The following is a 24580-nucleotide window of genomic DNA, read 5'->3' on the forward strand; positions in this document are numbered from 1 at the left end:
TACATAACTAAAAAATAGCTCGTTAACTCGCCAAAGTTAGGACGGCTATTTTTTTATCTCTTGCAAAAACCCGTTCTCCATCCTATACCTGTCTTTTTTCATCTTTACCTCCCTTATTTATAGGAAAATATGGTAAAATAGAACAGACTAAAAATCATCATTTCACGAAAGGATGCAAGATGAAAATTACGCAAGAAGAGGTAACACACGTTGCCAATCTTTCAAAATTAAGATTCTCTGAAGAAGAAACTGCTGCCTTTGCGACAACCTTGTCTAAGATTGTTGACATGGTTGAATTGCTGGGCGAAGTTGACACTACTGGTGTCGCACCTACTACGACTATGGCTGACCGCAAGACTGTACTCCGCCCTGATGTGGCCGAAGAAGGAACAGACCGCGATCGCCTGTTTAAAAACGTACCTGAAAAAGACAACTACTATATCAAGGTACCAGCTATCCTAGACGATGGAGGAGATGCCTAATGACTTTTAATAACAAAACTATTGAAGACTTGCACAATCTCCTTGTTTCTAAGGAAATTTCTGCAACTGAATTAACCCAAGCAACGCTTGAAGATATCCAATCTCGCGAGACAGCTATCAACGCTTTTGTCACTATCGCTGAAGAGCAGGCTCTTGCTCAAGCCAGAGCTATTGATGAAGCTGGAATTGACGCTGATAATGTCCTTTCAGGAATTCCATTGGCTGTTAAGGATAACATTTCTACAGACGGTATTCTTACAACTGCAGCCTCAAAAATGCTCTACAACTATGAGCCAATTTTTGATGCGACAGCCGTTGCCAATGCAAAATCTAAAGGCATGATTGTCGTTGGTAAAACCAACATGGACGAATTTGCCATGGGTGGTTCAGGGGAAACTTCACACTACGGAGCAACTAAAAATGCTTGGGACCACAGCAAGGTTCCTGGTGGTTCTTCAAGCGGTTCAGCTGCAGCTGTAGCCTCAGGACAAGTCCGCTTGTCACTTGGTTCTGATACTGGTGGTTCTATCCGCCAACCTGCTGCCTTTAACGGGATTGTTGGTCTCAAACCAACCTACGGAACAGTTTCTCGTTTCGGCCTCATTGCCTTTGGTAGCTCATTAGACCAGATTGGACCTTTTGCTCCTACTGTTAAGGAAAATGCCCTCTTGCTCAATGCGATTGCCAGCGAAGATGTCAAAGACTCTACTTCTGCCCCTGTCCGCATTGCCGACTTTACTTCAAAAATCGGTCAAGACATCAAGGGCATGAGAATTGCTTTACCTAAGGAATACCTAGGCGAAGGGATTGACCCAGAGGTTAAGGAAACCATTCTGAATGCCGCTAAACACTTTGAAAAACTTGGTGCTATTGTCGAAGAAGTCAGCCTTCCTCACTCTAAATACGGAGTTGCCGTTTACTACATCATCGCTTCATCAGAAGCTTCATCAAACTTGCAACGTTTTGACGGTATCCGTTACGGCTACCGCGCAGAGGATGCAAGCAACCTTGATGAAATCTATGTAAACAGCCGTAGCCAAGGTTTCGGTGAAGAAGTAAAACGTCGTATCATGCTAGGTACTTTCAGCCTTTCATCAGGTTACTACGATGCTTACTACAAGAAAGCTGGACAGGTCCGTACCCTCATCATCCAAGATTTCGAAAAAGTCTTCGCGGATTACGACTTGATTTTGGGACCAACTGCTCCAAGCGTTGCCTATGACTTGGATTCACTCAACCACGACCCAGTTGCCATGTACTTGGCTGACCTCTTGACAATCCCAGTCAACTTAGCTGGTCTCCCAGGAATTTCAATTCCTGCTGGATTTTCTCAAGGTCTACCTGTCGGTCTACAATTGATTGGTCCTAAGTACTCTGAGGAAACCATTTACCAAGCTGCCGCTGCTTTTGAGGCGACAACAGACTACCACAAACAACAACCCGTGATTTTTGGAGGTGACAATTAATGAACTTTGAAACAGTCATTGGACTTGAAGTCCACGTAGAGCTCAACACCAATTCAAAAATCTTCTCACCCACTTCTGCCCACTTTGGAAATGACCAAAATGCCAACACCAACGTGATTGACTGGTCTTTCCCAGGAGTTCTGCCAGTTCTCAATAAAGGTGTTGTCGATGCCGGTATCAAGGCTGCTCTTGCCCTCAACATGGACATCCACAAAAAGATGCACTTTGACCGCAAGAACTACTTCTACCCTGATAATCCAAAAGCCTACCAAATTTCTCAGTTTGATGAGCCAATCGGTTATAACGGTTGGATTGAAGTCGAGCTAGAAGATGGTACGACTAAGAAAATCGGTATCGAACGTGCCCACCTAGAAGAAGACGCTGGTAAAAACACCCACGGTACAGATGGCTACTCTTATGTTGACCTCAACCGCCAAGGGGTGCCCTTGATTGAGATTGTATCTGAAGCTGACATGCGTTCGCCAGAAGAAGCCTACGCTTACCTAACTGCCCTCAAGGAAGTTATCCAGTACGCTGGCATTTCTGACGTTAAGATGGAAGAGGGTTCTATGCGTGTGGATGCCAATATCTCTCTTCGTCCATATGGTCAAGAAAAATTCGGCACCAAGACTGAGTTGAAGAACCTCAACTCCTTCTCAAATGTTCGCAAAGGTCTTGAATACGAAGTCCAACGTCAGGCTGAAATCCTTCGCTCAGGTGGTCAAATCCGCCAAGAAACACGCCGTTACGATGAAGCTAACAAGGCAACCATCCTCATGCGTGTCAAAGAAGGAGCTGCAGACTACCGCTACTTCCCAGAACCAGACCTACCTCTCTTTGAAATCTCAGACGAGTGGATCGAGGAAATGCGCACTGAATTGCCAGAGTTTCCAAAAGAACGCCGTGCTCGCTACGTGGCTGACCTTGGTTTGTCAGACTACGATGCTAGTCAGTTGACTGCAAACAAAGTCACTTCTGACTTCTTTGAGAAAGCTGTGGCTCTCGGAGGAGATGCCAAACAAGTCTCTAACTGGCTCCAAGGAGAAGTTGCTCAATTCTTGAATGCTGAAGGCAAGACGCTGGAACAAATCGAATTGACACCAGAAAACTTGGTAGAAATGATTGCCATCATCGAAGACGGCACGATTTCTTCTAAGATTGCCAAGAAAGTCTTTGTCCACCTGGCTAAAAATGGCGGTGGCGCGCGTGAATACGTGGAAAAAGCAGGTATGGTTCAAATCTCAGATCCAGCTGTCTTGATTCCAATTATCCACCAAGTCTTTGCCGATAACGAAGCCGCAGTTGCCGACTTCAAGTCAGGCAAACGCAACGCAGATAAGGCCTTTACAGGCTTCCTTATGAAAGCAACCAAAGGCCAAGCCAACCCACAAGTCGCCCTTAAACTCCTTGCCCAAGAATTAGCGAAGTTGAAAGAAGATGAATAACAGACTTTTTATATACCTTTTTCTATTTTAGAAAGAAGAAAAAATGAACAAATTTTTACGATTGCTATTTGTTTTAGTCATCATCGCTATGCTAGGCGCTTCTATACTACAAATTTTCTTTCCATCATACATGGGAAGTCACTCCGGGTATGGAATCTCTGCTGGTTGGCAACGAGAAATTGGAATATGGAACCTAGCTGTATTGATTCTTATTCTCGGTGTCAATATTAAGTACGATTGGTTCTATCTACGAATCGTGCTTCTCGCTCTCATCTTCGGTGGGATTGGAATAGGAACAAATCACTTAGTCAATTTTATGGAGTATCATTCTCCTGTAAATGCTATCGGTGCTTTCGAAAATTACTTGCTAGCGACGGGGTGGATTGTAGGGTGGCTCATTGAACATCATTCCATAAAGAAGATAACTGCTAGTAAATAACGACAAGTATATCTTAGATAATTTTTAAAGATTATAATATAGTTTAATAATCATTCAAATTAAGAAATCTACCTTTTCATTAGCCTCAATCCCATATCCTTCTTGAAGAGCTCAGCTACGACCAAGAAAGTCTTTGTCCACCTTGCTAAAAATGGCGGTGGCGCGCGTGAATACGTGGAAAAAGCAGGCATGGTTCAAATCTCAGATCCAGCTGTCTTGATTCCAATTATCCACCAAGTCTTTGCCGATAACGAAGCCGCAGTTGCCGACTTCAAGTCAGGCAAACGCAACGCAGATAAGGCCTTTACAGGCTTCCTTATGAAAGCAACCAAAGGCCAAGCCAACCCACAAGTCGCCCTTAAACTCCTTGCCCAAGAATTAGCGAAGTTGAAAGAAGATTAACACGTAAAAGAAACCAGCCCTGAGGTTGGTTTTTTTCTCCCCTACTAAATCCCATTAACTATTTTGGCTTTATTTCCAGAAGATTTTATGGTAAAATGAAGAGTAATAATATTTATTAAAGAGGTAAAGACATGATTGAAGCAAGCAAATTGAAAGCTGGTATGACATTTGAAACTGCAGACGGAAAATTGATCCGCGTTTTGGAAGCTAGCCACCACAAACCAGGTAAAGGGAACACAATCATGCGTATGAAATTACGTGATGTCCGTACTGGTTCTACATTTGACACAAGCTACCGTCCAGAAGAAAAATTCGAACAAGCTATTATCGAAACTGTCCCAGCTCAATACTTGTACAAAATGGATGAAACTGCCTACTTCATGAACACTGAAACTTACGACCAATACGAAATCCCAGTCGTAAACGTTGAAAATGAATTGCTTTACATCCTTGAAAACTCTGATGTTAAAATCCAATTCTACGGAACTGAAGTAATCGGTGTAACTGTACCAACTACTGTTGAATTGACAGTAGCTGAAACACAACCATCTATCAAAGGTGCTACTGTTACAGGTTCTGGTAAACCAGCAACTATGGAAACTGGACTTGTTGTTAACGTTCCAGACTTCATCGAAGCTGGACAAAAATTGATCATCAACACTGCAGAAGGAACTTACGTTTCTCGTGCCTAATCTCTAGAAAGAGGTCATTCTATGGGAATTGAAGAACAATTTGGCGAAATCGTTATCGCTCCACGTGTACTTGAAAAAATCATTGCCATCGCAACTGCTAAAGTTGATGGTGTCCACTCATTTTCAAATAAATCCGTATCTGATACCCTATCAAAACTCTCTCTTGGTCGTGGTGTCTACTTAAAAGAAAGCAACGAAGAGCTAACTGCTGACATTTATCTCTATCTTGAGTACGGTGTGAAAGTACCACAAGTGGCTCTTGCTATTCAAAAAGCAGTCAAAGATGCTGTCCGAGATATGGCTGATGTGGAACTTGCTGCTGTCAACATCCATGTTGCAGGAATCGTTCCAGATAAAACACCAAAACCTGAGTTGAAAGATCTATTTAACGAGGACTTCCTCAATGACTAGTCCATTATTAGAATCTAGACGCGAACTTCGTAAATGCGCTTTTCAAGCTCTTATGAGTCTTGAATTCGGCACAGATATGGAAACAGCTTGTCGCTTTGCTTACACGCATGACCGTGAAGATGCAGATGTGCAAATCCCTGCCTTTCTTCTGAACTTGGTTTCTGGCGTTCAAGCTCAAAAAGACGAGTTGGATAAACAAATCAACCAGCACCTCAAGTTAGGCTGGACAGTTGAACGATTGACCTTGGTCGAAAAAAACTTACTACGCTTGGGTATCTTTGAAATCACATCATTTGATACACCTCAGCTGGTAGCAGTCAATGAAGCCATTGAACTTGCTAAGAATTTTTCAGATCAAAAATCAGCCCGCTTTATCAACGGACTGCTTAGTCAATTTGTAACTGAAGAAAATGAATAATCAAAAAGGTGTTTGGTATTTCCAAGCACCTTTTGACTTTCTCATCAACACAGAAAGATCCACATAAAAACTAGAACTGACTACCAGTTCTAGTTTTTATATTAGTATTTTCTAAATCGTTGATAGCGTTCTTCCAACAACTCTTCTAACGGTTTTTGTGAAAGTAGAGCTAGCTCCGTTTGGAGTTCTTTTTTGACACTCTTAATCAGTTCCTTACTAGAAAGCCCTGCTTCAGAAATCACCTTATCTACCACGTCCATTTCTAACAGCTCATGAGAAGTGATTTTCATCAGTTCTGCTGCTTCCATGGCACGACTGCCGTCCTTCCATAGAATGGAAGCAAAGCCTTCTGGGCTGAGAATGGCATAGATAGAATTTTCCAGCATCCAGACACGGTCTGCGACGGCTAGAGCTAGAGCTCCACCTGAACCACCTTCACCGATAATAATGGCGATAATAGGAACTTTTAGATCACTCATTTCCATGAGATTGCGAGCGATGGCTTCTCCCTGTCCACGTTCTTCCGCTCCCACACCAGGATAGGCACCTGCTGTATTGATAAAGGTCACAACTGGACGGCCAAACTTTTCAGCCTGTTTCATCAAACGCAGTGCCTTGCGGTAACCTTCTGGATGCGGTTGTCCAAAATTCCGTTTGAGATTGTCTTGTAAGCTCTTGCCTTTTTGGATACCAACCACTGTTACAGCTTGGTCTCCAAGCCAGCCGATACCACCAACAACTGCACCATCATCACGAAAAGAACGGTCACCATGTAACTGGATAAATTCATCAAAAATGCCTGTCGCAAAGTCCAAAGTTGTCAAGCGACTCTGCTCACGCGCTTCTCTGACTATTTTTGCAATATTCATCTAGGACTCCCTCCATGCAATCTAACTAGGCTAGCAATGGTATCTGGCAAGTCTCTTCTTTTGACAATAGCATCCACAAAGCCATGTTCCAATAGGAATTCTGCCTTTTGGAAATCCTCAGGCAAGCTTTCACGAACCGTATTTTCAATGACACGACGTCCAGCAAAACCAACCAAACTTTGTGGTTCAGCCAGAATGATATCCCCTTCCATAGCGAAAGAAGCTGTCACACCACCAGTCGTTGGATCTGTCAAAATGGTCAGGTAAAAGAGGCCTGCATTTGAATGACGTTTAACCGCTGCAGAAATCTTGGCCATCTGCATGAGACTCATGATTCCTTCCTGCATACGGGCGCCACCAGAGGCTGTGAAGAGAACAACTGGCAATTTTTCAACAGTCGCATACTCAAACAAACGAGTGATTTTTTCACCTACAACCGTACCCATAGAAGCCATGATAAAGTTGGAATCCATAATCCCAAGAGCCACAGTCTGACCTTTAATAAGAGCTGTTCCAGTCACAACGGCTTCATCCAGACCTGTTTTTTCACGCATAGCTGCTAGTTTCTTTTGATAACCAGGGAAATGCAAAGGATCCTTGCTTTCAATCCCCGTAAACAATTCCTTGAAAGTCCCCATATCAATCGTCAAAGCCAAGCGTTCTTGGGCAGAAATACGAAAGGTATAGCTACAGTGCGGACAGATACGCTCACTTCCCAGATCCTTCTGGTAGATGGTATGCTTACAGCCTGGACACTGGGAGAATAATTCATCTGGAACCTCTGGCTTAGCTTGAGGTTTTTCCCTAACCGAACGATTGGGATTGATTCGAATATACTTATCTTTTTTACTAAATAGAGCCATTGATTCCCCTTTTCGGTTTAAACTCTTGAAGTCATTTTATTCTTTTTCTTGATATTTAGGTAAGAAGGTTTCCATCAAGAAGGAAGTATCATAATCTCCAGCAATGACATTGCGATCTGAAATGAGGTCAAGCTGGAAATCTGCATTGGTCTGCACCCCTTCAATCTCTAATTCATAGAGGGCACGTTGCATTTTCATCAAGGCGTCAAAACGATTTTCGCCGTGAACGATGATTTTGGCAATCATACTATCATAATAAGGTGGAATGGTATATCCTGGATAAACTGCTGAATCTACGCGCAAGCCAACTCCACCACTTGGCAGATGGAGATTAGTAATCTTACCTGGACTTGGAGCAAAGTTGAAGGCTGGATTTTCTGCATTGATACGACACTCGATGGCATGACCGCGTAGGACAATATCTTCTTGCTTAACAGACAGAGGCTGACCTGCCGCAATGCGAATCTGTTCCTTAACGATATCCACACCTGAAACAAACTCTGTTACTGGATGCTCTACCTGAACACGTGTATTCATTTCCATGAAATAGAATTTACCACTGGCTTCATCAAGAAGAAACTCAATGGTTCCTGCATTTTCATAACCAACAGACTCTGCAGCTCGAACAGCAGCAGAACCAATTTCATTGCGTAGCGTTTTTCCGATTGCAATCGAAGGACTTTCTTCTAAAACCTTTTGGTTATTCCGTTGAAGAGAACAATCCCGTTCACCCAAGTGAATCACATGTCCATGCTCATCACCTAGGATTTGAACCTCAATATGGCGAGCTGGATAAATAACCCGTTCTATATACATCGCACCATTGCCATAATTAGCCTTGGCTTCACTTGAAGCAGTATCAAAGGCGAAAACGAGGTCTTCTGGTTTTTCAACCTTACGAATCCCTTTACCACCTCCACCTGCTGAAGCCTTGAGCATAACAGGATAGCCAATTTTTTCAGCAACAATCAAGGCTTCTTCAGAGTTATGCACTTCTCCATCCGAACCTGGAATGACAGGCACACCAGCTTTGATCATCTGAGCACGCGCATTGATCTTATCCCCCATCATATCCATAACATGACCAGATGGGCCGATAAACTTGATACCAACTTCTTCACACATGGTTGCAAATTTGGAATTTTCACTAAGAAATCCAAAACCTGGGTGAATGGCTTCTGCCTCAGTCAAGACTGCAGCTGATAGAACCGCATTAATATTGAGATAAGACTCTGTTGCCTTGCCAGGACCGATACAAACTGCTTCATCTGCCAAAAGCGTATGAAGGGCTTCCTTATCAGCAGTCGAATAAACCGCCACCGTCGCAATCCCCAATTCACGCGCCGCACGGATAATACGAACCGCAATTTCACCACGATTGGCAATTAAAATTTTTCGAAACATGGAGAACCTCCTTAGTTCCCAATTGCAAAGGTAAGAGTACCACTGGCCGCAAGCTTGCCATCCACTTCAGCCTTTGCTTCAACCACAGCAATCGTGCCACGACGTTTGACAAAAGTCGCTGTCATAACCAATTGGTCACCTGGTACAACTTGCTTCTTGAATTTGACCTTATCCATACCAGCGTAAAAGACCAGTTTACCTTTATTTTCAGGTTTTGACAACTCCAAGACACCAGCTGTTTGCGCCAAGGCTTCCATAATCAGAACACCTGGCATGATAGGGTATTGAGGAAAATGACCATTGAAAAAGGGCTCGTTAATGGTCACATTTTTGATGGCAACAATGGTGTTCTCGCTCACTTCCAACACACGGTCTACTAGGAGCATAGGATAACGGTGGGGAAGAGCTTCTTTGATTCCTTGAATATCGATCATTTGATACGTACCAATCCTTTACCAAACTCAACCATTTCTTCGTTAGAAACGAGAATTTCTGTTACCACACCATCCTTAGGAGCTGGGATTTCATTCATGACTTTCATAGCTTCGATGATCACCAACGTTTGACCTTTTTTAACACTATCACCAACTGTTACAAAGGCAGGTTTATCTGGACCAGCAGCCAAGTAAGCCACTCCAACAAGTGGGCTCTCTACAACATCTCCCTCTACAGCCACACTTGCTTCAGCTGGAGCTGGAACCTCTTCTGTTACAGTCTCTGCTGGAGTAGATGTAGGAGCCACTGGACTCGGTGCTGCTAGAATGGGGGCTGGAGCGACTTGAGGTGCAGCTTCAGACACCAGTCTCGCTTCATTCTTACTAAACTGCAACTCATCCGTCCCATTTTTATAAGAAAATTCTCTCAAACTTGACTGGTCAAATTGGGCCATCAAGTCTTTAATATCGTTTAAATTCATAGTTATTTATTCTCCCAACGTTTGAAAGCAAGAACTGCATTGTGGCCACCAAAACCAAAGGTATTTGAAATAGCGTATGGAATTTCTTGCTCCAAGCCTTGTCCATAAACGACATTGGCTTCGATATAGTCTGATACTTCACTTGTCCCAGCTGTCATTGGTACAAAGTTATGACGCATAGCCTCGATGGTTACGATAGCTTCTACCGCACCTGCAGCACCTAGCAAATGTCCTGTGAAAGATTTGGTTGATGATACAGGTACTTCCTTACCAAGAACAGCCACAATCGCACCACTTTCTCCTTTTTCATTAGCAGGAGTTGATGTTCCGTGAGCATTGACATAGGCTACTTGTTCTGGAGAAATCTCAGCTTCTTCCAAGGCTAGTTTGATTGCCTTGATAGCTCCTTGACCTTCTGGATGTGGTGAAGTCATGTGGTAGGCATCACAAGTATTTCCGTAACCAACCACTTCAGCCAGGATAGTAGCGCCACGTTTTTCGGCGTGTTCAAGACTTTCAAGAACCAACATCCCTGAACCTTCACCCATAACAAACCCATTACGGTCCTTATCAAATGGGATAGAAGCACGAGTTGGATCCTCTGTAGTTGAGAGAGCAGTTAGGGCTTGGAAACCAGCAATAGCAAAAGGTGTGATCGAAGCTTCTGAACCACCTACCAACATAACGTCTTGGAAACCAAACTTAATTGAGCGGAAGGCATCCCCAATCGCGTCATTTGATGAAGCGCAGGCAGTATTGATGGATTTACAAACACCGTTTGCTCCAAAACGCATAGCAACATTTCCTGAAGCCATATTTGGCAAGGCTTTTGGAAGGGTCAATGGTTTCACACGTTTTGGCCCTTTTTCGTTGAGTCGAAGCACTTGATCCTCAATTTCTTTGATTCCACCAATACCAGAGGCCACGATAACACCAAAACGATCTTTATCAAGAGCCTCTACATCTAAATTGGCATGATTGACAGCTTCTTGGGCTGCATACAAGGCATACAAAGAGTAGTTATCGAAACGGTTGGTATCTTTCTTAACAAAGTATTTATCAAAAGGAAAATCTTGAATTTCTGCTGCATTATGCACATCAAAGTCACTATGATCAAATTTTGTAATTTGACCAATTCCGATTTTTCCAGTTGTCAAACTATTCCAAAATTCTTCTGGTGTATTTCCGATTGGAGATGTTACTCCATAACCTGTTACTACTACGCGATTTAGTTTCATCTTTTTCACCTCTAGCTTCTGCTACATACTGAGGCCGCCATCAATGGCAACCACTTGACCAGTTAGATAATCTTGGCCTGCTAAAAATACTGTTAAATCTGCAACCTGCTCTGCCTGTCCAAATTCTTTCATAGGAATTTGCGCCAGCATGGCATCTTTTACCTTGTCCGATAAAACAGCTGTCATATCGGACTCAATCATTCCCGGTGCAATAGCATTAACCCTGATATTGCGATTGGCCACTTCACGCGCCACAGACTTGGTAAAACCAATCAAACCAGCCTTAGAAGCTGCATAGTTAGCTTGACCGATATTCCCCATCAAACCAACAACACTAGACATATTAATGATAGCACCTTCTCTGGCTTTTATCATCGGTTTCAAGACTGATTGTGTCATGTTAAAGGCACCAGTCAAGTTAACCTTGAGCACTTTTTCAAAATCCGCTTCTGTCATCTTGAGCATTAGGGTATCTTGGGTAATTCCTGCATTGTTGACCAAAACATCTACTGAACCCAGCTCAGCAATAGCTTGCTCAACCATACGCTTAGCGTCTGCAAAATCCGACACGTCTCCTGAAATGGGAACCACCTTGACACCATAGTCTGCAAACTCAGCAAGCAATTCTTCTGAGATTGCCCCACGACTGTTTAAAACAATATTGGCTCCTGCCTGAGCAAACTTGTGAGCAATAGCAAGACCAATTCCACGACTCGAACCTGTAATAAAGATATTTTTATTTTTTAGTTGCATTCTTTTCTCCTGTTTTCTCTTGTATTTATGGGAGAAGGGATTACTTGTTTTCTAGCAAGGCTTCCAAACTAGCCTGATCTTCAACATTGGCTAGTTTAGCTGTCTTATCAATTTTTTTCACAAAGCCTGACAAGACTTTCCCCGGTCCAATCTCGATAAAGTTGGTTACACCTGCTTCTTGCATAACTGCAATACTTTCATAGAAACGAACTGGCTCTTTGACCTGACGCGTCAAGAGTTGAGCAATGTCTTCTTTTTGCATAACTGCAGCTTCTGTATTGCCAACTAGAGGACAAGTAAAATCTGAAAAACTTACCTGAGCTAGAGTTTCAGCTAGTTTCTGGCTAGCAGGCTCAAGGAGAGCGGTATGAAAAGGTCCTGAAACCTTGAGAGGAATCAAGCGTTTAGCTCCTGCTTCCTGCAAGAGTTCAACAGCTCGATCAACTGCCACCACTTCTCCACCAATCACGATTTGTGCAGGTGTATTATAGTTGGCTGGGGTAACTACTCCAAGTTCAGAAGCTTTTCGACAGACTTCTTCAATAACCTCTACTGGCGTATTGAGAACTGCTACCATCTTGCCAGAACCAGCAGGTGCTGCTTCTTCCATATAGGCTCCACGCTTAGCTACCAAGGCAACCGCATCTTCAAAATCCAAGGCACCGCTGGCCACCAAGGCAGAGTATTCTCCAAGAGACAAACCAGCAACCATATCAGGCTGATAGCCCTTTTCTTGCAATAAACGATAGATAGCAACTGAAGTTGCTAAAATAGCTGGTTGCGTATAGCGGGTCTGGTTAAGTTTTTCTTCTTCCCTATCAATAAGATAACGCAAATCATAACCGAGTACCTGACTTGCTTGATCAATCGTTTCTTTGACAATAGGGTAGTGATCATAGAGATCCCGTCCCATACCTAGATACTGGGCACCTTGACCAGCAAATAAAAAGGCTGTTTTAGTCATTTCTTACAACTCCTGCCCAACGAGAGGCTTCTTCTTGAATTTTCTTAGCTGCTCCGTAATACAAATCTTTTAGGATTTCTTCAACGGTTTCTTCTTTGGAAACAAGCCCTGCAATTTGACCTGCCATGACAGAGCCTCCATCCACATCTCCGTGAACAACCGCTTTGGCTAGAGCACCTGCTCCCATTTGTTCAAAAATTTCCAAATCTGGATTTTCTTGTTTAAAAGCATCTTTTTCAGCTTGTTCAAAATCACGAGTCAACTGATTTTTAATCGCACGAACAGCATGTCCAAAGTGTTGGGCTGAAATCGTAGTATCAATATCTCGAGCTTTTAAAATTTTCGCCTTATAATTTGGATGGGCATTAGACTCTTTTGCAACGACAAAACGAGTTCCAACCTGAACAGCCTCTGCACCTAGCATAAAGCCAGCTGCAACACCTTCACCATCCGCAATCCCTCCTGCAGCAATAACTGGAATAGATACAGCAGCAGCAACCTGGCGAACCAAGGTCATGGTTGTTAATTTACCGATATGCCCCCCGGCCTCCATTCCTTCTGCAATAACAGCATCCGCACCGATTTTTTCCATGCGTTTAGCTAGGGCAACACTTGGTACAACAGGAATAACCGTAATACCAGCTTCATGGAAACGTTCCATGTATTTGCTTGGATTTCCTGCGCCTGTTGTAACTACCTTAACCCCTTCCTCGATAACGAGGTCTACAATATCTTCCACAAAGGGAGACAAGAGCATGATGTTGACACCAAAGGGTTTATCAGTCAATGATTTGATTTTATCAATATTTGCCTTGACAACTTCTTTAGGGGCATTCCCCCCACCGATAATCCCTAGTCCTCCAGCCTTGGAAACAGCTCCTGCCAAATCACCATCAGCAACCCAGGCCATTCCTCCTTGGAAAATAGGATAATCAATGTTCAATAATTCTGTAATACGTGTTTTCATAGTGCCTCCATCGTTTCTTGCTTACGTAATAGTTCGATACCGTCATAATTTGACAATCAAACTATTGCCTAAACAAGAGGGAGCGGGTTTCCCTACTCCTTCTATTTATATTCTGTTTATTTTGTTTGCTCTTCAACGTAGGCAACCAAGTCACCAACTGTTTTCAAGTCATCTTCTGCTTCGATTTGGATATCAAAAGCATCTTCAATTTCTGAGATTACTTGGAACAAGTCCAATGAATCTGCGTCCAAATCATCAAAAGTTGATTCAAGTGTTACTTCTGATGCGTCTTTTCCAAGTTCTTCAACGATAATTTCTTGTACTTTTTCAAATACTGCCATGATAGGACTCCTTTAAAATAAATAGTTTTTTATAACAATGTGTTCACCACATGATTACCTAAATTGTAAGAATGAGCGTGCCCCAGGTCAAGCCTCCACCGAAGCCTGATAAAAGAACAGTCTGGCTACTATCTAAACGGATGAGGCCTTGTTCTACACACTCTGAAAGTAAAATCGGGATACTGGCTGCACTGGTATTGCCATACTCCATCATATTGGCTGGAAGTTTAGCTCGGTCGACACCGATTTTTCTAGCCATCTTATCCAAGATACGGTCATTGGCCTGATGAAGTAGCAGATAATCCAAGTCTGTCGCCTCTATAGGGGACTCATCAATAGTCTGTTTGATAGACTTGGCCACATCTCGAATAGCAAAATCAAAGACCGCGCGCCCATCCATCTTCAAAAATGAATCTGCATTTTCTTGATCTGAAAATGGAGAATGCAAGCCTGAATGTCCATAGGTCAGACACTCACTACGACTCCCATCACTATTGAGACTCTCAGCCAAGAAATGCTCTCGCTCGCTAGCTTCTAGCAAAACTCCGCCAGCACCATCTCCAAACAATACAGCTGTTGATCGGTCTGACCAATCGACTGCCTTAGAGAGGGTTTCACTACCAAGCACCAAACCTTTTTGAAAGCGACCAGAAGCGATAAACTTTTCAGCAGTTGACAAGGCAAATACAAATCCACTACAAGCAGCTGTTAGGTCAAAAGCAAAAGCTTTTTTTGCACCAATATTGGCTTGGACACGAGCAGCTGTAGAGGGCATCATCGAATCTGGAGTAATAGTGGCTAGAATGATAAAATCCAGCTCTTCTCCTGTGATTCCAGCTTTTTCCATCAGTTTCTTAGCAACCTCTGTAGCCAAATCACTAGTAGATTCTGTTCTTGAAATATGCCTTTGTCGTATTCCCGTCCGACTTGAAATCCACTCATCATTGGTATCCATAATCTGGGCCAAATCATGATTTGTAACCACTTGCTCTGGCACATAATGAGCAACCTGGCTTATTTTTGCAAAAGCCATTATCTCAAATCCTCCAAAAATTGATAAAGATTAGTCAGGCCTTTGCTCATAACCTCAATTTCTTGCTTACTCATACCATCGATGATTTTTTCAACCATGGCCTTGTGGAAGCGTTTATGTAGCCTATGAACCAAGCGACCTTTCTTTGTCAAATGCAGATGCACCACACGTCTATCATGTTCTGAACGAATGCGTTCAATGTAACCCTTGCGTTCGAGATTATTCAAACTAGTCGTAACTGTCCCAAGAGTCACCATCAACTCTTTTGACACTTGACTTGGTGTCACATCTGGGAATTTCCCAATCACATCAATCGTATGCATTTCTTTGATGGAGATATCTTTGAAACGACTACCCCTCAAGCTAACTTCCTCGATAACGAGGACATTGTTAAATATAGATGTTAAATATTCATTAATTCGTTGGTAGTCCAATCTTTCCTTCCCTCCTTTTCAAAAAAACTTTTAGAATCAAAACATTTGACAAGAGAATTATATCAAACTTCAAAGAATGGTGCAAGTATTTTTTTATTTTCCAGTAAATTTCGGTCTTCTTCTCTCCGAATGAGCCCGAACTCCCTCTTTGAAATCCTCTGTTTTAGCTAGTGATTCCTGTAGATGCAGTTCTAAAACAGCATAATCTTGCCAATCTTTAAATTGGCTCTCCCACACCAACTTCTTAATGGCAGCATAAGAATTAGCTGACCCGCGTCTCAATTTTTTAAGAAGCTGTTCTCTCGTCTTTTCAAGTTTATCAGCTTCACAGACGCGGTAAACAAGCCCCCACTCCAGAGCTTTTTCTGCGGACAAAGCTTCTCCTGTCATGGCTAATTGAGCAGCACGCGTCACACCAATACTACGACTCAAGAGATGAATCCCACCTGCATCTGGAGCCAAACCAACTCCAACAAAGGCTTGGATAAATTTAGCCTTATCCGTTGCCAGACAGAAATCTGCAGCAACAGCCATATTCGCTGCGGCACCTGCAACAGCCCCATCAACCTCCATCAAGACAGGTTTAGTAATTTGCTTTATTTTATAGGAAATAGTATTGACCAATTCTGCGATTTTCGTCAATGAAGGAATATCATCCTCATCCACTGCCCGCTTCATCTCTACTAAATCTCCTCCAACAGAGAAGACTTTCCCATTGGCATTAATCAAGATAAAATGCACAGCTGGATCCTCTTCTGCCAGAGTCAGAGCTTCCAAAATCTCCTCACACATAGGAATATGAAAACCATTTGCAACCTCAGGACGATTTAAGGTAAGGATTGCCAAATCCTCTTCAAGCTGATAAATAATATGTTCCATCAGGACTCCTTTTATTTTATAAGCGATTTAAATTATTTTATTATCAAAGTATATCTTTTTTGAAATTAGAAAGCAAGAAAAAATCAACTGAAAGTGTCTCAGCCGATTAGAAAAGCAAGCTTTATCCTAGAAAGCATCTTATTTTCTTCATTGAAAAAAGGTTTTCTTTCTGCTATAATCGTATAAAATACTTACTTTAGGAGTTCTTATGAAAGTTGTTAAATTTGGAGGTAGCTCACTTGCCTCTGCTGGTCAATTAGAAAAAGTTTTAAACATCGTAAAAAGCGATTCTGAGCGCCGTTTTGTAGTTGTTTCTGCACCTGGGAAACGCAATGCTGAAGATACTAAGGTTACGGATGCCTTGATTAAATACTACCGCAACTATGTTGCTGGTAACGATATTAGCAAGAGCCAAAACTGGATTATCGACCGCTATGCTGCTATGGTTAGTGAACTAGGACTAAAACCTGCTGTTTTAGAAAAAATCTCTAAAAGTATTCGTGCCTTAGCCACTCTTCCTATCGAAGAAAATGAATTTCTCTATGATACTTTCCTAGCAGCCGGTGAAAATAACAATGCTAAATTGATTGCTGCCTACTTTAATCAAAATGGGATTGATGCACGCTATGTGCATCCTAGAGAAGCTGGTATTGTAGTCACAAGTGAACCTGGTCATGCTCGCATCATTCCATCAAGTTACGACAAGATTGAAGAATTAACAAATGCAAATGAAGTCCTTGTCATTCCTGGTTTCTTTGGTGTTACTAAAGAAAATCAAATCTGTACCTTCTCACGTGGAGGCTCTGATATCACTGGTTCTATCATTGCTGCAGGTGTCAAAGCTGACCTCTATGAAAACTTTACGGATGTTGATGGTATCTTTGCAGCCCACCCTGGTATTATCCACCAACCACACTCTATCCCAGAGTTGACCTACCGTGAAATGCGTGAATTGGCCTATGCAGGATTCTCAGTCCTTCATGATGAAGCCCTTCTTCCTGCCTACCGTGGAAAAATCCCTCTCGTTATCAAGAATACCAACAACCCTGACCACCCAGGTACCCGTATCGTTCTAAAACACAGTAGTGATGAATTTCCAGTAGTAGGAATTGCTGGTGATTCAGGTTTTGTCAGCATCAACATGTCTAAATACCTCATGAACCGTGAGGTTGGATTTGGACGCAAGGTTCTTCAAATCCTTGAAGATCTTAATATCGGTTGGGAACATATGCCAACAGGTATCGACGATCTTTCAATCATCCTCCGTTCTCGCGAACTAACTCCTATCAAGGAAGAAGAAATCCTTCGTCAGTTGGTGCAAAAGGCTGAAGTAGACCATGCAGAAATCGAACACGACCTTTCAATCATTATGATTGTTGGAGAAAAGATGAAGAGCCATATCGGAGTAACTGCTACTGCGACACGTGCTCTATCTGAAAATAAGATCAATATCCAGATGATGTCTCAAGGTTCTAGTGAAGTGTCTATCATGTTTGTTGTCCATAAGGACCAAGAGAAAGCAGCTATTAAAGCCCTCTACAATGCCTTTTTCGGTGAAAGTAAGGAAGGCTAAGCATGGCTCAATCACTTAACAAAACAGTGCTCCTCAATACGACAGGTACCTCCTACCTCTCTATAGCTGGGAAAGTTGGGAAATTCCTTGTCGGAGATCAGGCTTTGGAATTTTACCCCGATGTCAATGTTGAACAATTTATCCAGATTCCTTGGAGCCATATCAACCAGATTGGGGCAAATGTCACTGGGCGAAAAATCAGTCGCCACTTCGAAGTCTTTACAGACAGAGGAAAATTCCTCTTTGCTTCAAAAGACTCAGGTGCCATTCTTAAAATTGCTCGCGAAAAACTGGGCAATGACAAGGTCGTCAAACTTCCGACCCTGATTCAAACCATTGGTCAAAAATTTAAAAATCTATTTGCAAAAAAGTAGAAACTTTAGTATAATCATAGCAACGGATAAGTAGGTTATCTTCTTCTTTCAGAAAGTCTGCGGGTGCTGCGAGCAGATAGGAGGGATAGGTGAAATTCTACCGTTAGTAACAATTGCATACACAATCAAGTGCACACCTGTGAAGTTGGATGGAACCGTGGCCCTGCCACTCCAACGCTTTGTCAGGTGTGCTTTTTTCATAAAGGAGTTCTTATGTTAGATATCAAACGTATTCGTACAGACTTTGATGCTGTCGCAGAAAAATTGGCTACACGTGGTGTAGATGCTGCTGTCTTGAATGAGATGAAAGAAATCGATGCTAAACGTCGTGACATCTTGGTCAAGGTTGAAACTCTCAAAGCAGAACGTAACACAGTTTCAGCTGAGATTGCTCAAGCCAAACGCAACAAGGAAAATGCAGACGACAAGATTGCCGCCATGCAAACCCTATCTGCTGAAGTCAAAGCCCTGGATGCCGAATTGGCAGAAATCGATGCTAAATTGACAGAATTTACAACGACTCTTCCAAACATCCCAGCTGACAGTGTTCCTATTGGAGCTGATGAAGACGACAATGTGGAAGTTCGCCGTTGGGGTACTCCACGCGAGTTTGACTTCGAACCAAAAGCTCACTGGGATCTTGGTGAAGACCTTGATATTCTTGACTGGGAACGAGGTGGTAAAGTGACTGGGGCTCGTTTCCTCTTCTATAAAGGTCTTGGAGCTCGCCTAGAACGTGCTATCTACAACTTTATGCTAGATGAACACGGAAAAGAAGGCTACACTGAAGTCATCACGCCTTACATAGTTAACCACGATTCAATGTTTGGAACTGGTCAATATCCAAAATTCAAGGAAGATACTTTTGAACTCAGCGACAGCAATTATGTTCTTATTCCTACAGCTGAAGTTCCTCTGACAAACTACTACCGTGATGAAATTCTTGATGGTAAAGACCTGCCAATCTACTTCACTGCTATGAGTCCATCATTCCGTTCTGAGGCTGGTTCTGCTGGTCGTGATACTCGTGGCTTGATTCGTTTGCACCAATTCCACAAGGTTGAAATGGTTAAATTTGCCAAGCCAGAAGAATCTTACGAAGAATTGGAAAAAATGACAGCCAACGCTGAAAATATCCTTCAAAAACTTAACCTTCCATACCGTGTCGTTGCTCTCTCTACAGGAGATATGGGCTTCTCAGCTGCTAAAACTTACGACTTGGAAGTGTGGATTCCAGCACAAAATACTTACCGTGAAATCTCAAGCTGTTCAAACACAGAAGATTTCCAAGCCCGCCGTGCCCAAATCCGTTACCGTGATGAAGCAGATGGCAAGGTGAAACTCCTTCACACCTTGAACGGTTCTGGACTTGCAGTTGGACGTACAGTGGCTGCTATTCTTGAAAACTACCAAAACGCAGATGGTTCTGTAACCATTCCAGAAGCACTTCGTCCATATATGGGTGGCGCTGAAGTTATCAAACCATAAAAAATACCTCATTGTCAACTGTAGTGGGTTGAAGTCAGCTAAGATCGAGAAAGGACAAATTTCGTCCTTTCTTTTTTGATGTTCAGAGCGATGAAAATCCGTTTTTTGAAGTTTTTAAAATTCCGAAAACCAAAGGCATTTCGTTTGATGAGTTTAATGAGATTATTAGTCGCCTCTAATTTTGCGTTGGAATAGGGTAGTTGAAGGGCGTTGACGATTTTCTCTTTGTCCTTGAGGAAGATTTTAAAGACAGTCTGAAAAAGAAGATGAACCTGCTTTAGATTGTCCTCAATGAGTCCGAAGAATTTGTCAGGTTCCTTATTCTGAAAGTGAAAAAGCAAGAGTTAATAGAGATTATAGGCACTATAATATTTGTAGTGGGTATATCCCTTATGGATATTGTGGAGCCTTTTTCTGTCCACCTGCGTCCTCTAAAAACGTAAGAATAAGAATACTTCTTTAGCTACACTTGCGTGTTTCAGCTTGCATCTGAAACAATAATCTACTATGGAGATTATTGAAAAGAGGAATATTATGTTTCTTGGGTATTTCTAACATTAGATGTTTCGATTCTTCCATATTCATTTCATCCATTTTATCAATAATCTAAATAGTCAGTATCTTTATCTTCTTCACACATAATTGATTTTTATTCACTGTTTAAGTTTCTATTCTATCAAATAGTTTAATAATCTCAGAATCCGAAAATCCTAAGGCATATAGTTTTTCAAACAATATTTTTATAAGCCTGTTCAAATGCTGATTTCTTAACTCAATTATCTTCTTCTCACTTTCAGTAACAAAATATCCTTTACTTCCACGACTGACAAGCAACCCCTGTTTTTCAAGAACTTTTAATGATTTTTGAACGGTTGCAGGATTACATTCTTCCCTCTCTGCTAAAGTCCTTATGGGAGGCAGCTGTTGCCCCGGTACATACTTACCTCTTAAAACAGTTGCTCTTATCACAGATGCTATTTGTAAATATGGATACATATTCACTTAACCTTTTTATTTTTCCTTCCGCGTATAAATTTCCAATAAGCAGAATACGGAATAACCGTAGCAAACAGAAGATAATATTTATTAGCAAACATATCTGCAACTCCTTTTGCATTGAAATGAACAGGAATTTTCTCTGGGAGAAATATGCAAATAACAACTATTATAGCTAGCATTACTAATAACACCAAAATATCTTTTATCAGTCTGTTTTTCATCTTATTTTCCTCCTTGAACTAAATAAAATTTGACTTGCTAACTTTTATATAAACTTCGCTTGAAATAACAAGTAAAGTAACTGATATTATCTGCAAAACTGGTGTTATCGAAAGATTTAAAAACCAATTAAGAAGAATTGGTGTAATGAGTGCAATTATCCCAACAAGTCCAGACACAATAACAGGCATGCTCTGCTTTACAACCATCATCTCGCTTTCCCATTCATAATTTGGATACTTTTTATTTAGGGAAATTCCTATCACTGTTATAAAGATCGAATAGCATATAGGAACAATTATTAGGTTAATAATTTGAATAAAGTTCATATCAAGTTTTAGCGTAAATGCAAATATGGAAATCATATACCCAATCAAATGAAGTGTAAGGTTTACAGCTATCTTGGAATTTAGGATCATTTTTACCTTAACAGGAGAGCTTTGCAAAATCCAAATGTTTTTCCCTTCTAAAGATATCGCTGAAGCTGCCGGGCAACTGAGCGAGAGCATAGATGCAATAAATAATGGAGCAAAATTTGAGAGATATTCATTTATATTTTCTATCCCTGAAGACTCTCCTATTTGTTCTACAGAATTAAAAAGCAAAAATATACTAAAAACACATAAAAGTATTACACCGAGGCCTGCATTCAAGACCGCCATGTACGAGCTTAAAAAGCGCCCCATTTCTTTTTTATACAAGGCAAGAAATATCGATTTTCTATTATAAGATTTTTTGTTATTAGAATATCTTGATATTGTTTTAGCAAGAGTATTAAGCAATCCATACTTCATCGCAACAATTTTTACAAATATATAAAAAACTGCTGTTGAAAAAGCAATAAATAATCCCATCCCATAGTACATTGGAAAATTTGTGTGTTGCACGAATAACCCGGATATTGGGTACAGTTCTGTAATTTGCTTAGAAAGCATGATCTCAATGCTGTCTTCATTACCTGATTTCATAGCTGACACTGCAATATATCCAATTATGCCTATCATTGCAAATGAAAAGATTAGAGCAATAACATTTTTCCTCTTAAAATAAGATGAAACAGCCACAACAATCATTCCCATACATGCTGCTATACACATGGGGATCAAAGGGGCAAAAATTATAGAAGTAAAATACAATATAATCTGTAGGAGGTTTAAACTTCCGTTCAAGCCCCATACAATTCCACCCGGAAGCATAAACATCAAGCCTATTAAAAAATTCAATAAGTACATAAACATGAACTTGCTGGTGATAATATACGAACTTTTAACAGGTAAGGATAGGAGAATTTCCATATCTCGACTGCCAAATAAAATGCCATTCGAATAAAAGATAGTCAAAAATAATATTGAAAAACTTGATACAGAGACCATATATGCCGGTATCAAGTCCTGCTGTCCGACGTGTACCAATGTTTTCGCTGTTAGTATATTATAAACAAAGCAAAATAACGCAAGAGTTATTATGCCAAAACTCGCAATAGCCATTGAACTTTGTTTTTTATTTCCCGTCTCTCTAATCTCGTTAATCGGAAAGAAATTTATCAATTGTGCTTTAAGCAGTATCCAAATGTTACTCATCGTCCTGCACCTCCATGAAAAATGCTTCCAATGATTCATCACCTTTGACATCTCCTGTATTACCACTTGCAACTAACTTTCCATTTTTGATAATGGCAATCTTATTACATAATTTCTCTGCAACATCCAATACATGGGTTGAAAAGAAAATAGCACCTCCATCTGAAACACACTCATGCATAATTTTCTTTAGTAGGAAAGTTGCTTTGGGATCCAGCCCAACAAAGGGTTCATCTAGAATCAACAGTTTAGGAGAATGTACCAGTGCAGAAATAATAGCTGTTCGTTGCTTCATACCATGTGAATACGAAGATATCATCCCCGAAAGATGCTCAGTCATATCAAATAAATCACCATATTTTTGGATCCTTTCCCTGCGTATTTCAGTAGAAATTTCAAATAAATCTGCAATAAAATTGATGTACTGAAATCCCGTCATATGTTCATATAAGTCTGGATTATCCGGAATGTATGCCATCATTTTTTTACAAATAACAGGCTCCTCTTTAATGGAATGCCCATCAATCGTTATACTTCCATTCTCAAAATCATGGATACCAACAACTGCCTTTATCGTTGTCGTTTTTCCTGCACCATTTGCCCCAATAAAACCATAAATATCTCCAGGTTGTACTGAAATAGATAGGTTATCCACAACCTTTTTATCCCCATAACATTTACTAAAATTCTTTATCTCTAACATATTTTCACCCTCATTGACAATTTGTCAGTTATATTTTGAAATAATACCGATAGCTTGTTTTTATTTAGCTATCGGTACATAGTTCTCTTTACAGAAATTCCATCTCTTTTTAATAGCTAAAGAGTTCCTCTGTATTTAGGTTTTGTTCTAGCATTATCTTAAATGCATCCAAATAATCTTTGACAGGTTCTTTCTTTGAAGTTTTTATACCTATGTTATTGGAAACAAAAACATAGGCTGTCATCAGGAATTCTGCTGTTTCTGATGGATATTTTACAAAAAATACTTTTTCTGATATACCTTGATTTATTATCCTCTCAAAATATATGGTCAGTTTTTCGATGAGCTTATGGGATAACTTATCTAACATATAACGATTTTCTTCAAGATCAACCGTCTTTTGTAACTCAGTTCCCTCTGCTGAAATATTTTCCGAAGATATAATTGTAGCATCTATAAAAGCTCTAATTTTTTCAATGGCAGTTTTATCTTCATCATAAACAATAGCATGAATATCCTTCAATAATTTATCTGAATGTTGTTCTACCAGGCAATATAAGATATCTTCTTTATTCTTAAAGTGATAGTACAGCAAACCTCTTGATATATTTACTTTGTCAACAATATCCTGAGTTGTTGTATTAGTATATCCTTGTTCTATAAAGAGTAGCATTGCAGCATCCATAATTTCAGCACGTCGTATTTCCGGTTCTTTTACATCTCGCATTTTATTCCTCCTGTTGTACATCATACCACCTTACTGACAATTTGTCAATCGCGTTTTCTCATTTCTCTTGAATTTTATAATATAATATATTTACAATTTTAGAAAAATGCTTACTTGACTTTTGTAGTAAGCACAGTAAGTGTACGGACACTTACGAAAAAAGGTTTAGCTATTTCTAGCTAGACCTTTTTTCGTAACCAAATCAGATAAGCGCCTAATACAAAGAATAAAATAGTTAGGCATATAAGAGTTTCAGCCACTACCAGATAATCTAGAAATGGAAGCTTCAATATTCCCTGAGCCATCTTGAGCGAGGTAGCCGTGATAATGGTTGGGAAGGTGAGGGCTGAGAAGGCTGGTTGAAAACCTTGTTTTAAAATATTGGACAGGCGAGTTAAAACAAAGAAAAAGAAGGATTGAGAAAGCAAAATCATGACAATCAAGACCCAAGTCGGTAGGCTATCTCCTCCAACTCGAACCAGGGAGGCCAAGAGTAGAGAG

At 40.9% G+C, this 24580-nt stretch carries 28 protein-coding genes and 3 pseudogenes; 11 read left to right on the forward strand and 20 right to left on the reverse strand.

What is annotated here, in order from left to right; genetic code table 11:
- Nucleotides 1–179 precede the first annotated feature (179 nt).
- The 8 genes and pseudogenes from gatC (at nt 180) to nusB (ending at nt 5755) form a co-directional block, all read left to right on the forward strand.
- Nucleotides 180–482: an Asp-tRNA(Asn)/Glu-tRNA(Gln) amidotransferase subunit GatC gene (gene gatC / locus RYK12_RS08730; protein WP_000705419.1), complete on the forward strand. Its 303-nt coding sequence runs from the start codon at nt 180–182 to the stop codon at nt 480–482.
- The gene (gatA, locus tag RYK12_RS08735; protein ID WP_314848492.1) at nt 482–1948 is read left to right on the forward strand and encodes an Asp-tRNA(Asn)/Glu-tRNA(Gln) amidotransferase subunit GatA; all 1467 of its coding nucleotides are present in this window, start codon (nt 482–484) and stop codon (nt 1946–1948) included. The genes gatC and gatA overlap by 1 nt, the downstream gene beginning before the upstream one ends.
- The gene (gene gatB, locus RYK12_RS08740; protein ID WP_314848494.1) at nt 1948–3393 is read left to right on the forward strand and encodes an Asp-tRNA(Asn)/Glu-tRNA(Gln) amidotransferase subunit GatB; all 1446 of its coding nucleotides are present in this window, start codon (nt 1948–1950) and stop codon (nt 3391–3393) included. The genes gatA and gatB overlap by 1 nt, the downstream gene beginning before the upstream one ends.
- A 43-nt stretch (nt 3394–3436) precedes the next feature.
- Nucleotides 3437–3832 (forward strand): hypothetical protein, encoded by a 396-nt coding sequence (locus RYK12_RS08745; RefSeq protein WP_049487037.1) that lies wholly within the window; start codon nt 3437–3439, stop codon nt 3830–3832.
- Nucleotides 3833–3940: 108 nt separating this feature from the next.
- Nucleotides 3941–4234 (forward strand): annotated as a pseudogene (locus RYK12_RS08750) (glutamyl-tRNA amidotransferase); the annotation flags it as partial.
- A 131-nt stretch (nt 4235–4365) separates the two neighbouring features.
- Nucleotides 4366–4926, forward strand: coding sequence for an elongation factor P (gene efp, locus RYK12_RS08755; RefSeq protein WP_000568643.1), 561 nt, complete (start codon nt 4366–4368; stop codon nt 4924–4926).
- A 21-nt stretch (nt 4927–4947) separates the two neighbouring features.
- Entirely contained in the window at nt 4948–5337 is a 390-nt protein-coding gene (locus RYK12_RS08760; RefSeq protein WP_314848496.1) for an Asp23/Gls24 family envelope stress response protein, read from the forward strand.
- On the forward strand, nt 5330–5755 hold the full coding sequence (gene nusB, locus RYK12_RS08765; protein ID WP_314848498.1) for a transcription antitermination factor NusB: 426 nt from the start codon (nt 5330–5332) through the stop codon (nt 5753–5755). The genes RYK12_RS08760 and nusB overlap by 8 nt, the downstream gene beginning before the upstream one ends.
- A gap of 101 nt (nt 5756–5856) precedes the next feature.
- On the opposite strand, the gene RYK12_RS08770 is transcribed toward nusB, so the two are convergent.
- The 13 genes from RYK12_RS08770 to RYK12_RS08830 form a co-directional block, all read right to left on the reverse strand.
- Nucleotides 5857–6624: an acetyl-CoA carboxylase carboxyl transferase subunit alpha gene (locus RYK12_RS08770; RefSeq protein WP_314848500.1), complete on the reverse strand. Its 768-nt coding sequence runs from the start codon at nt 6622–6624 to the stop codon at nt 5857–5859.
- The gene (gene accD, locus RYK12_RS08775) at nt 6621–7487 is read right to left on the reverse strand and encodes an acetyl-CoA carboxylase, carboxyltransferase subunit beta (RefSeq protein WP_061759873.1); all 867 of its coding nucleotides are present in this window, start codon (nt 7485–7487) and stop codon (nt 6621–6623) included. Before accD ends, RYK12_RS08770 begins: the two co-directional genes overlap by 4 nt.
- Nucleotides 7488–7523: 36 nt before the next feature.
- Nucleotides 7524–8891 carry an acetyl-CoA carboxylase biotin carboxylase subunit gene (gene accC, locus RYK12_RS08780; protein WP_314848502.1) on the reverse strand — a complete coding sequence of 456 codons (1368 nt, stop codon included), beginning with the start codon at nt 8889–8891 and terminating at the stop codon, nt 7524–7526.
- 11 nt (nt 8892–8902) lie between these two features.
- Nucleotides 8903–9325, reverse strand: a complete 423-nt coding sequence (fabZ, locus tag RYK12_RS08785) for a 3-hydroxyacyl-ACP dehydratase FabZ (RefSeq protein WP_314848504.1) — start codon at nt 9323–9325, stop codon at nt 8903–8905.
- Complete coding sequence (gene accB / locus RYK12_RS08790; RefSeq protein WP_314848506.1) at nt 9322–9807, reverse strand: acetyl-CoA carboxylase biotin carboxyl carrier protein; 486 nt, start codon at nt 9805–9807, stop codon at nt 9322–9324. The genes fabZ and accB overlap by 4 nt, the downstream gene beginning before the upstream one ends.
- 2 nt (nt 9808–9809) lie before the next feature.
- Nucleotides 9810–11045, reverse strand: a complete 1236-nt coding sequence (fabF, locus tag RYK12_RS08795) for a beta-ketoacyl-ACP synthase II (protein ID WP_175880258.1) — start codon at nt 11043–11045, stop codon at nt 9810–9812.
- A 21-nt stretch (nt 11046–11066) separates the two neighbouring features.
- Nucleotides 11067–11798, reverse strand: coding sequence for a 3-oxoacyl-[acyl-carrier-protein] reductase (gene fabG, locus RYK12_RS08800; protein WP_261036926.1), 732 nt, complete (start codon nt 11796–11798; stop codon nt 11067–11069).
- 40 nt (nt 11799–11838) lie between these two features.
- Nucleotides 11839–12762, reverse strand: coding sequence for an ACP S-malonyltransferase (gene fabD / locus RYK12_RS08805; protein WP_314848509.1), 924 nt, complete (start codon nt 12760–12762; stop codon nt 11839–11841).
- Nucleotides 12755–13729, reverse strand: a complete 975-nt coding sequence (gene fabK / locus RYK12_RS08810; RefSeq protein ID WP_045612217.1) for an enoyl-[acyl-carrier-protein] reductase FabK — start codon at nt 13727–13729, stop codon at nt 12755–12757. The genes fabD and fabK overlap by 8 nt, the downstream gene beginning before the upstream one ends.
- Nucleotides 13730–13845: 116 nt before the next feature.
- A complete protein-coding gene (locus tag RYK12_RS08815) occupies nt 13846–14070 on the reverse strand; it encodes an acyl carrier protein (protein WP_000257838.1) in 225 nt (74 codons plus the stop codon).
- A 58-nt stretch (nt 14071–14128) separates the two neighbouring features.
- Nucleotides 14129–15103, reverse strand: a complete 975-nt coding sequence (locus RYK12_RS08820; RefSeq protein ID WP_314848511.1) for a beta-ketoacyl-ACP synthase III — start codon at nt 15101–15103, stop codon at nt 14129–14131.
- The gene (locus RYK12_RS08825; RefSeq protein ID WP_000386351.1) at nt 15103–15537 is read right to left on the reverse strand and encodes a MarR family winged helix-turn-helix transcriptional regulator; all 435 of its coding nucleotides are present in this window, start codon (nt 15535–15537) and stop codon (nt 15103–15105) included. Before RYK12_RS08825 ends, RYK12_RS08820 begins: the two co-directional genes overlap by 1 nt.
- A 93-nt stretch (nt 15538–15630) precedes the next feature.
- On the reverse strand, nt 15631–16416 hold the full coding sequence (locus RYK12_RS08830) for an enoyl-CoA hydratase (protein ID WP_314848513.1): 786 nt from the start codon (nt 16414–16416) through the stop codon (nt 15631–15633).
- 208 nt (nt 16417–16624) lie between these two features.
- On the opposite strand from RYK12_RS08830, the gene RYK12_RS08835 reads away from it, so the two are divergent.
- The 3 genes from RYK12_RS08835 to serS all read left to right on the forward strand — a co-directional run bounded on the left by RYK12_RS08835 (nt 16625) and on the right by serS (nt 19851).
- Nucleotides 16625–17989, forward strand: coding sequence for an aspartate kinase (locus RYK12_RS08835; protein WP_314848514.1), 1365 nt, complete (start codon nt 16625–16627; stop codon nt 17987–17989).
- 2 nt (nt 17990–17991) lie between these two features.
- Nucleotides 17992–18363, forward strand: coding sequence for a DUF956 family protein (locus tag RYK12_RS08840; RefSeq protein ID WP_000079349.1), 372 nt, complete (start codon nt 17992–17994; stop codon nt 18361–18363).
- Between the two features lie 213 nt (nt 18364–18576).
- A complete protein-coding gene (serS, locus tag RYK12_RS08845) occupies nt 18577–19851 on the forward strand; it encodes a serine--tRNA ligase (RefSeq protein ID WP_314848516.1) in 1275 nt (424 codons plus the stop codon).
- 38 nt (nt 19852–19889) lie between these two features.
- Here serS and RYK12_RS08850 read toward each other — a convergent pair.
- From RYK12_RS08850 to RYK12_RS08880, 7 genes and pseudogenes are all read right to left on the reverse strand, one after another.
- Nucleotides 19890–20195: pseudogene (locus RYK12_RS08850) on the reverse strand (transposase); the annotation flags it as partial.
- A 316-nt stretch (nt 20196–20511) separates the two neighbouring features.
- Entirely contained in the window at nt 20512–20847 is a 336-nt protein-coding gene (locus tag RYK12_RS08855; protein WP_153209175.1) for a GntR family transcriptional regulator, read from the reverse strand.
- 2 nt (nt 20848–20849) lie between these two features.
- Nucleotides 20850–21071, reverse strand: a complete 222-nt coding sequence (locus RYK12_RS08860; protein ID WP_314848519.1) for a DUF1648 domain-containing protein — start codon at nt 21069–21071, stop codon at nt 20850–20852.
- A gap of 18 nt (nt 21072–21089) precedes the next feature.
- Complete coding sequence (locus tag RYK12_RS08865; RefSeq protein ID WP_314848520.1) at nt 21090–22649, reverse strand: hypothetical protein; 1560 nt, start codon at nt 22647–22649, stop codon at nt 21090–21092.
- Complete coding sequence (locus RYK12_RS08870) at nt 22642–23352, reverse strand: ABC transporter ATP-binding protein (protein ID WP_314848521.1); 711 nt, start codon at nt 23350–23352, stop codon at nt 22642–22644. Before RYK12_RS08870 ends, RYK12_RS08865 begins: the two co-directional genes overlap by 8 nt.
- A gap of 109 nt (nt 23353–23461) precedes the next feature.
- A complete protein-coding gene (locus tag RYK12_RS08875; protein WP_314848523.1) occupies nt 23462–24079 on the reverse strand; it encodes a TetR/AcrR family transcriptional regulator in 618 nt (205 codons plus the stop codon).
- 179 nt (nt 24080–24258) lie between these two features.
- Nucleotides 24259–24580: pseudogene (locus RYK12_RS08880) on the reverse strand (C4-dicarboxylate ABC transporter); the annotation flags it as partial.

The organism is uncultured Streptococcus sp. (genome assembly GCF_963518475.1).
Taxonomy (GTDB): Bacteria; Bacillota; Bacilli; order Lactobacillales; family Streptococcaceae; genus Streptococcus.